Origin of the sequence: Streptococcus suis YS56, from assembly GCF_000440115.1 — a bacterium.
GTDB lineage: Bacteria > Bacillota > Bacilli > Lactobacillales > Streptococcaceae > Streptococcus > Streptococcus suis_L.
Genome location: NZ_ALMY01000058.1, coordinates 1 through 12,452 on the forward strand (window position 1 = coordinate 1; position 12,452 = coordinate 12,452).

The window sequence follows — 12,452 nt, forward strand, 5'->3', positions numbered from 1 at the left end:
ATCAAGCATAGGAATCACCTCGACTCTAGTATAGCAAAAAAAGACATCAAGTTGATGACTTTTTCAGTGGGTTCCTCCTTGCCATCCTCCTCTTTCTAGTCCTTTCAACAAAAATAAAGTCTAAAAAGCCGGATGGACAAGTCACTATCACAGACCTGTCTGAAAAGCTATTGGAACAACAGGAACAGTTTGAAAAGGAACTATTGGACAAAAAGGCTTATAAAAAGCTACAAGAAGAGCGAGATCAAGAAAGCTCAGAACAAGAAACGGAGGACCCTGTCAAACGCTTGTTTGTCTTGGACTTTGAAGGAGATATCCAAGCCAAGCAAGTCGATAACCTCCGCGAAGAAATCACTGCCATCCTGACCTTGGCTAGTCAAGGAGATGAGGTCTTGCTCCGCTTAGAGAGTCCAGGTGGCTCCGTCTACGGTTACGGCCTTGGTGCCTCTCAACTCCTCCGACTAAAAGATAAGCAAATTCCTCTGACCATCGCAGTCGATAAGGTTGCGGCTAGTGGAGGCTATCTCATGGCTTCTGTCGCTGACACAATCGTTGCCGCTCCCTTTGCCCTCGTCGGCTCTATCGGTGTCGTCGCAGAAATCCCTAATATCCATCGCCTACTGAAAAAACATGAGATTGATGTAGATGTCATGACTGCTGGTAAGTACAAACGAACCCTTACCGTTATAGGAGAGAATACACCAGAAGGCAAAGAAAAATTCCAAGAAGAACTAAACGATGTTCACGCTCTATTCAAAGAATTTGTCTCAGAAAATCGTCCTATCCTAGATATCGAACAGGTTAGCACTGGCGAAACTTGGTACGGCACAAGTGCCAAAAAAGTCCACCTAGTTGATGAAATCACTACTAGTGATGATTTGATTTTAGGTCAGATTCACGAAAAACAGGTCCTCTTGGTCAAATACGAAGAAAAGAAATCACTGATCAACCAAATCGGTGTCCAAGTCGAAACCAGCCTGTCTAACCTCCTCCTAAAACTAGTCAACAAATCTAGTGCCATCCGGTAATACTCTTAGAAAACTCAACTTTCTTTTGATATTAATTGAGTGTAGGGACTAGTCATCTCAATGTAGTTTTTCCTGAACCAGAAATTCGGACTAGTCAACGTCAACCCCAAAAAATACATAGAAAAAGAGTCTGCAGGAACTGTACTCTTCGTCCTGGGTATCACATCTAAGACGAAATAATTCACATTGCAAACTCTTTTTTTTATTTTCTAATTTTCTTTTGTAAGGATTTGAAGGGTTTCAAGGAGTTGGTCCACATGGACTTCTACCGTATCACCTGTGCCTTTGATTTTCACTTCGACAATACCATCTGCGGCTTTCTTACCAACGGTCACACGGATTGGCAAGCCAATCAAGTCGCTGTCAGAGAATTTGACGCCAACACGATCATTGCGGTCGTCTGTCAGTACTTCATAACCAGCTCCGACCAAGCTCGCTTCGATAGACTGAGTCAAGGCCATAGCTTCTTCATCTTTGACATTGACTGGAATCAAATGCACATCAAACGGTGCCAATTCTTTAGGGAAGTTGATCCCCCAAGCGTAACGGTATTCGCCTTTTGGTGTCTTGTTGACAAAGAGGCGGGCGTGTTGCTCAAGAACTGCCGACAAGAGACGACTAACACCGATTCCGTAGCATCCCATGATAATCGGCATAGAACGACCATTCTCATCCAAGATGTTGGCATTCATGCTGTCAGAATAGCGTGTACCGAGTTTGAAGATGTGACCAATCTCGATACCACGGGCAAAGTTGAGAACACCGTGTCCATCTGGAGAAGGCTCGCCTTCCTTGACTTCGCGAATATCCACATACTCCGTCACTTGGAAATCACGACCTGCATTGGCTCCTGTGTAGTGGAAACCATCTTCGTTGGCACCGACTACAGCATTTTTCACATCTTGCACCTTGCGGTCTGCAATAATCTTGATGTTTTCTGGCAAGCCGACTGGTCCAAGGGAACCAAATCCTGCACCGAAGATTTTTTCAGCATCCGCTGAGCTTGCTACATCGAAGAAATCTGCTCCGAGGTGGTTTTTCAACTTGACATCGTTGACCTGGTCGTTTCCGACAAGCAAGGCAACAACTGGTTCCCCGTCAGCCATGAAGAGCATGGTTTTGATGGTTTGCTCTTCAGCAACATTCAAGAAGGCAGCAACTTCGTCGATGGTTTTGGCATCTGGCGTCGCTACTTTAACCAAGTCTTCTTCAACGACAACTGCTGTACTTGGTTTGTATTCGCTAGTTGCCATTTCTAGGTTTGCAGCGTAGCCTGATTCGCTAGAGTAGGCGATGGTGTCTTCACCAGACACAGACCAAGCCAAGAGTTCTGCCTTGATCGCTTCAAGAACATCCTCTGGGATTTCTTCAAAAGAAGCAACCGATTTGTCCAAGACAACCCAACGGTCCAGGTCAGTACGGTCTGGTGTAATAGCCATAAACTCCTGGCTATCCTTACCACCCATGGCACCACCGTCACCGATGATAGCCTTGAACTCCAAGCCTGCACGGGTGAAAATCGCCTCGTAAGCCGCCTTGTAGTCATCGTAGGTCTGGTCCAAGCTCTCATAGCTAGCATGGAAGCTGTAGCCATCTTTCATGATGAACTCACGACCACGGAGAAGACCGTTACGAGGACGTTTTTCATCACGGTATTTTGGCTGGATTTGGTAGATGTTGAGTGGCAACTGCTTGTAAGACTGGACTGCATCACGCGCCAAAAGAGTCACTGTTTCTTCATGGGTTGGACCCAAGATAAAGTCAGAACCCTCGCGGTTTTTGAGCTTGTAGAGGTCGTCTCCATATGTTTCGTAACGACCTGACTCACGCCAAATGTCCGCTGACAAGAGAGCAGGTGCCAAAAATTCAATAGCATCAATCTTGTCAAACTCCTCACGCATGATATTTTTTGCTTTTTCAATCACACGGTTAGCCAATGGCAAGTAGCTGTAGATACCAGCAGAAATCTGACGGACATAACCCGCACGTAACATCAAAGCGTGGCTAATCACCGACGCATCCGAAGGCATCTCCCGCAAAGTAGGGATAATCATTTTAGACTGTTTCATATTAAGATATAAGTGCGTTAAGAAAACGAAACGAAAATAGGAAACCTAACGCAGTGCCGTTGGCACTAGGCAGGTTTATCTTTTTCGTAAAGTTTTTAGCACGCATTCAGTTCCTTTCATCATTTGTTTGACAGGAAGACACAGGTTTCAGCCCGTGTTCAATTCCTTTCGTAGTTTTCAGAACATCCTGCGTTTAGCACGCATTCAATTCCTTTCGTAGTTTACTTGATTAGGAATCACAGAAGTCGCTTTTCAAAACCCTCGCTGACGCTCGAGTTCAAATATGAAAACTCTCTGTTCCTTTCTTTTTTTAGTTTTCAGAACATCCTGCGTTTTACACGCATTCAGTTCCTTTCGTAGTTTCATCATCAGGAAATCCAGAGGTGTAGTCCTCGAACTATTTTCCGAGTTTTTAGACCGAGTTCAATTACGAACCTCCTTAATTCCTTTCATAGTTTTCAGAACGTCCTGCGTTTAGCACGCATTCAATTCCTTTCATAAATTTCAAATTTATCTTAGAAGAAGACTCTTATAATATCATTCCAAGTGACTACTATCATAAGAACCACCATAACAGCTACACCTGCTAGAGTGATATAAGATTCCGTCTCTGGTTTGAGTGGTTTTCTGCGAATGGCTTCCAGAATATTCATAACAATCTTACCACCATCCAAGGCTGGAATTGGAATCAAATTGAAGATTCCAAGGTTAATGGAGAGCGCAGCCATTAGCCCCAATACAGAAACCAAACCAAATTCAGCCGCTTGAGAACTTACTTTGTAAATAGCAACCGGTCCCCCCAACTGCTTAACATCAAAGTTTGCAATTAGATTCTTCAAAGCTGTTACAACCCTAAGAGCTGTCGCTCCCGCTTCTTGGAAACCACCGACAATTTTATCAACGAAACCAGTTTTCAAAATCGGTGAAATACCAATTCGATAGGCCCCATCTACTTGTTCAGCAGTAACGGAGACATGACGGTTTTTCCCATCATGCTCAACAACCAAATCAAAGCTTGGGGCTGTTGTTGCATCTGTCGCTACTTTGCTAATAATCGTTGCAACTTCTGTGTAGCTGTCTGTCGCGTTCCCATTGACCGAAAGAATCTTGTCCCCTGTGACAACACCTGCAGCCTGCAAAGCACCACCTTCAGTAATACTTACTGCATTGCTTGATGGGTTGGCAACCCCGCCTTGCATGAAGAACAAAATAATAAATACTAGAATCCCTAAAATAAAGTTATTCATGGGACCCGCAAAGTTGGTCATCAACCGTCCCCAGACTGTCGCATTTTGATACTGAACATCAAGTGGAGCAATCCGAACTTCTGTTCCATCTTCCTCTACAATCGTGGCATCGTGATCAACCTTATAGGTCTTGCTTTCTTCCAAGACCAAGCCTGTGATTTCTAATTTTTCTTCAAAGTCAAAACTGGTTACATTCATTGGCAAACTGAGACTATCCAGTTGCTTACCAGACAAATTAATCCGCGTCACAACACCAGCTTCATTTAAACTGAGGCTGGCAGGACTACCTGTCTTAATCTCTGTCTTATCTTCACCCCATCCAGCCATTCGAACATAGCCACCTAGAGGAAGAATACGGATGGTGTAAAGTGTCCCATCCTTACCCGTATGAGCGAAAATTTTGGGACCCATCCCAATCGCAAATTCCCTCACAAGGATACCCGCTTTCTTGGCGAAGTAGAAATGACCAAATTCATGGACAACCACAATCACACCAAATATAAATATAAATGCTAAAATTCCCTTCATAATACCTCCTTAAAATAATCCAAAGAAGTGCATGATTGGAAAGACAAAAATCATACCGTCAAAACGATCCAGGATACCGCCGTGTCCTGGAATAATTTTTCCAGAATCCTTCACACCAAAATGGCGTTTAATAGCACTTTCTACTAAGTCTCCGAATTGTGAGAATATCGAGAAAATCACAACTAACAACAACATCATGCCAAATGAATAGCCCGCCAACAAGGACTTATCGACAATCAAGAAAATGATAGCAACTACCACCGCAGAAAGAATACCGCCTACAAAGCCTTCAACCGTTTTATTCGGTGAAACCTTGGGCAATAATTTTCTCCGACCAATCTGACGACCGATTAAGTAGGCACCAATGTCTGTTGCCCAGACTAAACAGAGGGCAAAAAAGACTTTATTGAGCCCATCCATACGAGCCAGTATCAAACTATGAAAGCCGATACCAACATAGAAACTTGAGGCAATTGGAAAGACCACATCGGAATAGTTGTAATGGCCGATATTAAAAACCGTCGAACCAAGCAGTAAAAATACTACAATGGCGTAGGCTGTATAATTTCCATCCGTCGGCAAAAATGTCAGATAATTCTGGAGCGGAAGAGCCAAGACTAAACTGGCCAACATAGCTAAGACACCCTCAATAGAATTTGGTGCTAGGCGATGCATTTTAATCAATTCAGCCGTAGCAATGATGGCTAACAGGCCTACAAAAAATTGAAATGCCATCCCACCAGCCAACAAAAAGGGAATGAAAATAGCTAGAGCAATGCCACCAAATATCACTCGTTTCTGCAAATCGTTTGTCATACCTTCTCCTTATACACCGCCAAAACGTCTATGACGTCGGTTGTATTCTTTGATTGCTAATTTAAGAGCCTCACCATCAAAATCCGGCCATGCCACATCCGTAAAATACAGCTCGCTATAGGCTGTTTGCCAAGGCAGGAAGTTGCTAAGACGAAGTTCACCACTTGTACGGATAACTAGATCGGGATCGCGTAACGTTGGTGATAAGGTTCCTGTATAGAGGTAATCCGCTATTAATTTCTCATCAATATCACCAGGATTGAACTTGGCATCCAAGACATCTTGCGCAATAGCCTTGACTGCGCGAGTCACCTCATCACGACCGCCATAGTTAAGAGCGAAATTGAGAATTAAACCAGTGTTACTCTTTGTCTTTTGTTCAGCTTTATAAAGCGCATTGAGAGTCGGAACAGGAAGTTTGGAATGGTCACCAATCATCTGAATTTTGACATTATTGGCATGGAGTTCAGGAACATACTTATCATAAAACTCCACAGGTAGATTCATGATAAACTTCACTTCTTTTTCCGGTCGAGACCAGTTTTCTGTAGAAAAGGCATAGACAGTTAACACCTTTACTCCCAAATCAGAAGCCGTCTTGGTAACCTTTTGAAGTGCATCCATACCAGCCTTATGCCCCATAATACGTGGTTGCATCCGCTTTTTCGCCCAACGGCCATTGCCATCCATAATCACAGCGATATGCTTAGGGACTTCAATTGCTGTTTCAATGCTTTCTTTCTTTTTAAAATTAAATTTAAACATGGTATTTTCCTTATTGTATAATCGTTTCATTATACCATATTTTTACCTAGGATAGCAAAAATCAGGCAGGGCTAAAACAAGAGAAAACCAAGGTTTCCCTCGGTTTTTCATCCTTATTCTTCAATTGCAGATTCTGGAGTCGCTTCTGTCGTTTCAACTGCCACTTCTTCAACAACTGCAGATGTAGTACCTGAACTTGCTACTCGTTGACGAATAGCCCCACGTTCAAAGGTCAAGTAGACACCGTCCACATCCAAGACAACCTTTTTATCATTGATTTCATCGACAATACCAAATAGACCACCAATTGTGACGATTTCATCACCTTTTTTGATTTGGCTGAGTGCATCTTGGCGTTGTTTTTGTTGTTTGCGCTGGCTATAGAACATAAATCCAAGCATAGCAAGCATCAAAATTGGAAATAATAATCCTTCCATCTGTATGTACCTCATTTTTTGTTTGATGAGCATCATTATACCAAATTCCAAGCCAGAAAGCAAAATTCAGGCAAATTAAGAAAAAGACCGAACTCTCGTTCAGTCTTCATAGATTTATTTAGCACTCCAGACACTCTCAAGGATGTTGGTCTGTTCACGACCAGGTCCTACCGAGAAGGTTGAGATACGAACGCCGACCAATTCGCTGATACGACGAACATAGTTGCGAGCCGCTTCTGGCAATTCATCCAGACTACGCACACCTGTGATGTCTTCAGACCAACCTGGCATTTCTTCGTAGATTGGTTTGCAACGTTTGAGTTGCTCCAAGCTTGCTGGGTAGTGGTCAATACGCTCACCATCCAAGTCATAAGCCACGCAGATTTTCAAGGTCTCAAGACCTGACAAGACGTCAATTGAGTTGAGGGACAAGTTGGTAATACCTGACACACGGCGGCTATGGCGCATCACCACTGAGTCAAACCAACCGACACGGCGTGGACGGCCAGTTGTCGTACCGTATTCCTTACCGATTTCGCGGATACGGTCTCCGATTTCATCGTGCAATTCAGTTGGGAATGGTCCGTCACCAACACGGCTAGTGTAGGCCTTACATACACCAACAACCTTGTCAATCTTGCTTGGGCCGACACCGCTACCGATGGTCACACCACCAGCAACTGGGTTTGAAGAAGTAACGAATGGATAGGTACCTTGGTCAATATCCAACATAACCCCTTGCGCACCTTCAAACAAAACACGTTTACCTTGATCGAGGGCATCGTTCAAGATAACAGAGGTATCTGTTACATACTTTTTGATTTCTTGACCATAAGCATAGTATTCTTCAAAGATTTCATCAAACTCAATCGGAGTTGACTCATACATTTTCTCAAACAAACGGTTTTTCTCAGCCAAGTTTGTTCTCAAACGCTCCGCAAAAATCTCCTTGTCCAAGAGGTCTGCAATACGGATACCAACACGGGCTGCCTTGTCCATGTAAGCAGGACCGATACCCTTGTTGGTTGTACCAATCTTGTTCTCACCTTTAGATTCTTCTTGCAACTGGTCCAATTTGATGTGGTATGGCAAGATGACGTGTGCGCGGTCTGAAATCCGCAAGTTATCTGTCGTCACACCTGAATCATGGAGATAATTGATTTCCTTGACCAAAGATTTTGGATTGACAACCACACCATTACCGATAACCGAAATCTTCTCTGGGAAGAAAATTCCTGATGGAATCAAATGCAACTTATACTTGGTGCCGTCGATAACGATAGTGTGACCAGCGTTATCACCACCTTGATAACGTGCGATTACTTCAGCATTAGCAGACAAGAAGTCTGTAATTTTACCCTTACCTTCGTCGCCCCACTGGGTTCCTACAACAACTACTGATGTCATATTCACTCTTTCTCTGAACTGGCTAACCAGCCCAGCCTTTCTTCTACTTCTGGCAGGAATCTCACCTGCAAGTTTCGTTTTTACATATTATTTTATCAAAAAACGAACATTTTTTCAAGAATTTCCCGTATTTTCGTATATAACGAATATTGTTTAGATAATAACAAGTAAACCAATAACAAAGCGAACAATCTAGCTTGCAAAACCTTTTTAAAGTTGTTTTTGACAGAAAAAACCGAAATCTCTTCCTCCTTCCTTCTATTTGCACCATTTTTTTCTTAAAAACGTAGCAGAAATTTGTATTTGTTTTTTAAACTAGATAAAATTGGAAGTAGAATTTATCAGAAATTGGACGGATTGCTTATGTTACAGAAATTATCCTCAAACAGTCCCATCCTCCAAGCCACCTTTGGTGTGGAACGGGAATCCTTACGAATGAATAACAACAACCGCGTAGCTCAAACGCCCCACCCTGAAAGCCTGGGCTCACGCAGCTTTCATCCCTATATCCAAACGGACTACAGCGAGCCACAGTTGGAGCTGATTACACCAGTGGCTCATTCGACCAAGGAAGCCCACCGTTTCCTCGGAGCTATTACCGATGTCGCTGTTCGCTCTATGAACAAAAGCGAATATCTTTGGCCCCTGTCCATGCCACCTGTGATTTCAGAGGATGAGATTCAGATTGCCCAGCTGGAGAGCGACTACGAGTACCAATACCGTGTTGGCTTGGCAGACCGCTACGGCAAACTGCTTCAATCTATGTCAGGCATTCACTATAATTTTGAGCTAGGTAAAGACCTGACCCAGCAACTCTTTGTAGTCAGTGGCTACGATGACCTTATCAGCTTTAAAAACGCCCTCTATCTCAAACTTGCTCAGAATTTCTTACGCTACCGTTGGCTCTTGACCTATCTCTACGGAGCTAGCAGTCTGGCTGAGAAGGGATTTTTAGCAGATGAGATTGGCTGCGTTCGGTCCATTCGCAACTCCAACTACGGCTATGTCAACGCCCCCGATGTCCACATCTCCTTCTCTTCGCTAGAGCAATACGTGACCGACATCGAACAAGCTGTGGCTAGCGGTCAGCTATCTGCTGAAAAGGAATTTTACTCCGCTGTCCGCCTTCGTGGTGCCAAGACCAGCCGAGATTTCTTGACCAAGGGCATTACCTATCTGGAGTTCCGCAACTTCGACCTCAACCCCTTCGAGCCACTAGCTATCAGCCAAGAAACGCTGGACACCACCCACCTATTTGCCCTAGCACTGCTCTGGCTTGATGATATGGACCAGGTCGATGAGGAGCTGGCTCAGGCGGCAGACCTCAACAACCGCATCGCCCTCAGTCACCCCCACACTCCCCTACCAGCAGAGGCAGACGCCAGCCCTATCCTGACCGCCATGACAGAGATCGTCGCCCACTTTGGACTGGACGACTACTACAGCCAGCTCATCGCTCAAGTGGAGGCAGCCATTCTAGACCCACGTTTGACCCTCTCTGGAAAAATAGCAGAGCAGGTTGAAGACGGGTCGCTGGAACACTTTGGCCAGCAGCAAGGCCGACTCTTCCATGACTATGCTTGGACAGCCCCTTACGCCCTCAAGGGCTATGAAAACATGGAACTCTCCACCCAGATGATTCTCTTTGACGCCATTCAGCTGGGCTTGAATGTGGAAATTTTAGACGAGGAAGACCAGTTTCTCAAACTCTGGCATGGTGACCATATCGAGTACATCAAAAATGGGAACATGACCTCCAAGGACAACTACGTCATTCCTCTCGCCATGGCCAACAAGGTCGTAACCAAGAAGATTTTGGACCAGGCTGGTTTTCCAGTGCCTGCGGGAGCGGAATTTGCTAACAAGGAAGATGCCCTGCGGTATTACGGGCAGGTAGCCAGCTCTGCTATTGTTGTCAAACCAAAATCCACCAACTTCGGACTAGGCATCTCTATCTTCCAGGAGCCAGCCAGCCTTGCGGACTATGAAAAAGCTCTGGACATCGCCTTTTCGGAAGACAGCCATGTGCTCGTGGAGGAATTCGTGGCAGGAACCGAGTACCGCTTCTTCGTCCTAGACGGCAAGTGTGAAGCTGTCCTGCTCCGCGTCGCAGCCAATGTTGTGGGGGACGGTAGCTCAACCATCCGTGAATTAGTGGACCAAAAAAACCAAGACCCCCTGCGTGGCCGTGACCACCGCTCACCACTTGAAATCATCAACCTAGGCGACATCGAACTGCTTATGTTGGAGCAACAGGGCTACACGCCTGATACAGTTTTGCCAGAAGGCCTTCAAGCCTTTCTACGTGGCAATTCTAATATCTCAACCGGTGGCGATTCCATTGACATGACCGACCAGATGGACCAGTCCTACAAGCAACTGGCCGCTGATATGGCGACAGCTATGGGAGCTTGGGCCTGCGGTGTAGACTTGATTATCCCCGACCGCAACAAGCCAGCCAGCAAGGACGAGCCCAACTGCACCTGTATTGAGCTCAACTTCAACCCTGCCATGTACCTGCACACCTACACCTACGCAGGACCTGGGCAGAGCATTACACCGAAAATTTTGCGGAAGTTGTTTGGGGAACTATAGAAATTTAAAATAGCTATTATTACCGTTATTACAGAACATATACTAATAAAATAACGGATTTCAAAAATTACTTTAAAGAAGGTATTTACGTAGTTTTTGGATTATTTCATCCATTATTGACTTATTTTTTCTTTATAAACAATTATTCTTCCGACTTAATAAGCCTGATTCATTCTCAACAAATGTTCAAAATTCCAACATATTCTTGTTTATTTTTGATATAATGTAAAAAACAACAAAGGATTAAACATGAATAAACGAGAACGACTAGAAGAAATTACACGATTGGTAAATAAAAAAGGTACGGTACGAATTTCTGAGATTGTGGAATTGCTAAATGTTACTGATATGACTGTTCGACGTGATTTTATCGAATTGGAAGAGCAAGGAGTTTTAACCAAAATCCATGGCGGGGCTAGAAGTAATAAGGCTTTTCAATATCGGGAATATTCCCATTCTGAGAAACACATTCAAAATAAGGAAGCCAAGCAAGAGATAGCAGAAAGAGCTGCACAACTGATAGAAGATGGAGACACGGTATTTTTAGGTCCAGGAACAACAGTTGCCTTTCTAGCTGAAGCTATTAAAAATCCTCGTCTCACTGTCATCACAAACTGTATGCCAGTTTTTACCATCTTATCACAAAAGAAGACAGAGGATTTTCAGGTCTTTCTTCTGGGGGGAGAATATCGCCAAGTGACAGAATCGTTTGTAGGAGAAATTACCAATACAAGTTTAGAAAAAATGCGATTCAGCAAGATTTTCTTTTCAGGTAACGGACTTAAGGGAAGTGATGTCATGACCTCTACACTAGCCGAAGCCTATACGCAAAATATTGCCATTAAACATTCTTTAGAAAAATATCTACTGCTAGATGCCTCTAAAATTGGAAAAGATGATTTTACTTCCTTTTGTGATTTGAATGATGTAACTGCTCTAGTGACAGATATGAATGCAAAGGATGAAAATTACCAATTATTACATAACCATATTGAAATTATTTCTACAAAATCATAAAGTATCAAAACCAACAGCGAAATGTTGGTTTTTTGTTTATATACGAAAAAAATAAACAAAAACAAAAACAAAATATGTTGACTTTATGTTTGTTTGGTTGTATAATTTAAACATAAAAAGCGAAAACGCTTTTTCTAAGTTTTGCAAAACAAAGATTTTCTGCCACATATGGCTACAACTTTCTATTTTTGTTAGGAGATAGGTTATGACAATCATTATCGGTGCTGATCCAGCGGGCTCAAAACTAAAAGACGTTATTAAAGATTATTTACAAGAAAAATCATATGACTTTAAAGATGTCAGTGATGGAAGTGATTTTGTTGACACAACTTTGGCAGTAGTTGCAGCAGTCAATCAAGAGGAAGGAAATCTTGGTATTGTGATTGATGCTTATGGTGTTGGTCCGTTTATGACCGCAACTAAAGTCAAAGGCATGATTGCTGCAGAAGTTTCAGACGAACGCTCTGCTTATATGACAAGAGGACACAACAATTCGCGTATTATTACAATCGGTAGTGAGATTGTAGGAGAAGGAATTGCTAA

10 protein-coding genes are annotated in these 12,452 nt (G+C 43.4%); 4 read left to right on the top strand and 6 right to left on the bottom strand.

Annotation, left to right across the window (positions count from 1 at the left end; translation table 11 throughout):
* Nucleotides 1–83 precede the first annotated feature (83 nt).
* Complete coding sequence (gene sohB, locus SST62_RS0106890; protein WP_079267452.1) at nucleotides 84–1,028, top strand: protease SohB; 945 nt, start codon at nucleotides 84–86, stop codon at nucleotides 1,026–1,028.
* Nucleotides 1,029–1,237: 209 nt separating this feature from the next.
* Here the strand turns inward: sohB and SST62_RS0106895 are convergent, their stop codons facing one another.
* The 6 genes from SST62_RS0106895 to SST62_RS0106925 form a co-directional block, all read right to left on the bottom strand.
* Nucleotides 1,238–3,097 (bottom strand): proline--tRNA ligase, encoded by a 1,860-nt coding sequence (locus SST62_RS0106895; protein WP_029186784.1) that lies wholly within the window; start codon nucleotides 3,095–3,097, stop codon nucleotides 1,238–1,240.
* Between the two features lie 515 nt (nucleotides 3,098–3,612).
* Nucleotides 3,613–4,872, bottom strand: a complete 1,260-nt coding sequence (gene rseP / locus SST62_RS0106905) for an RIP metalloprotease RseP (RefSeq protein ID WP_029186785.1) — start codon at nucleotides 4,870–4,872, stop codon at nucleotides 3,613–3,615.
* 9 nt (nucleotides 4,873–4,881) lie between these two features.
* Nucleotides 4,882–5,676, bottom strand: a complete 795-nt coding sequence (locus tag SST62_RS0106910; protein ID WP_029186786.1) for a phosphatidate cytidylyltransferase — start codon at nucleotides 5,674–5,676, stop codon at nucleotides 4,882–4,884.
* Between the two features lie 21 nt (nucleotides 5,677–5,697).
* Complete coding sequence (locus SST62_RS0106915) at nucleotides 5,698–6,453, bottom strand: isoprenyl transferase (protein WP_029185628.1); 756 nt, start codon at nucleotides 6,451–6,453, stop codon at nucleotides 5,698–5,700.
* 113 nt (nucleotides 6,454–6,566) lie between these two features.
* Nucleotides 6,567–6,890 (bottom strand): preprotein translocase subunit YajC, encoded by a 324-nt coding sequence (yajC, locus tag SST62_RS0106920; RefSeq protein WP_029186787.1) that lies wholly within the window; start codon nucleotides 6,888–6,890, stop codon nucleotides 6,567–6,569.
* A gap of 114 nt (nucleotides 6,891–7,004) precedes the next feature.
* Entirely contained in the window at nucleotides 7,005–8,297 is a 1,293-nt protein-coding gene (locus tag SST62_RS0106925; RefSeq protein WP_002937782.1) for an adenylosuccinate synthase, read from the bottom strand.
* A gap of 363 nt (nucleotides 8,298–8,660) precedes the next feature.
* On the opposite strand from SST62_RS0106925, the gene gshAB reads away from it, so the two are divergent.
* The 3 genes from gshAB to lacA form a co-directional block, all read left to right on the top strand.
* Complete coding sequence (gene gshAB / locus SST62_RS0106930) at nucleotides 8,661–10,892, top strand: bifunctional glutamate--cysteine ligase GshA/glutathione synthetase GshB (protein WP_029186788.1); 2,232 nt, start codon at nucleotides 8,661–8,663, stop codon at nucleotides 10,890–10,892.
* Between the two features lie 249 nt (nucleotides 10,893–11,141).
* Nucleotides 11,142–11,909 (top strand): DeoR/GlpR family DNA-binding transcription regulator, encoded by a 768-nt coding sequence (locus SST62_RS0106935; RefSeq protein ID WP_029186789.1) that lies wholly within the window; start codon nucleotides 11,142–11,144, stop codon nucleotides 11,907–11,909.
* Nucleotides 11,910–12,114: 205 nt separating this feature from the next.
* On the top strand, nucleotides 12,115–12,452 hold a 338-nt coding region (lacA, locus tag SST62_RS0106940), incomplete at its 3' end, for a galactose-6-phosphate isomerase subunit LacA (protein WP_029186790.1).

Coding starts and splice junctions, on each gene's coding strand:
- SST62_RS0106895 (WP_029186784.1), bottom strand. CDS start 3,097: ATGAAACAGTCTAAAATGATTATCCCTACTTTGCGGGAGATGCCTTCG.
- SST62_RS0106925 (WP_002937782.1), bottom strand. CDS start 8,297: ATGACATCAGTAGTTGTTGTAGGAACCCAGTGGGGCGACGAAGGTAAG.
- SST62_RS0106935 (WP_029186789.1), top strand. CDS start 11,142: ATGAATAAACGAGAACGACTAGAAGAAATTACACGATTGGTAAATAAA.
- rseP (WP_029186785.1), bottom strand. CDS start 4,872: ATGAAGGGAATTTTAGCATTTATATTTATATTTGGTGTGATTGTGGTT.
- SST62_RS0106915 (WP_029185628.1), bottom strand. CDS start 6,453: ATGTTTAAATTTAATTTTAAAAAGAAAGAAAGCATTGAAACAGCAATT.
- yajC (WP_029186787.1), bottom strand. CDS start 6,890: ATGGAAGGATTATTATTTCCAATTTTGATGCTTGCTATGCTTGGATTT.
- gshAB (WP_029186788.1), top strand. CDS start 8,661: ATGTTACAGAAATTATCCTCAAACAGTCCCATCCTCCAAGCCACCTTT.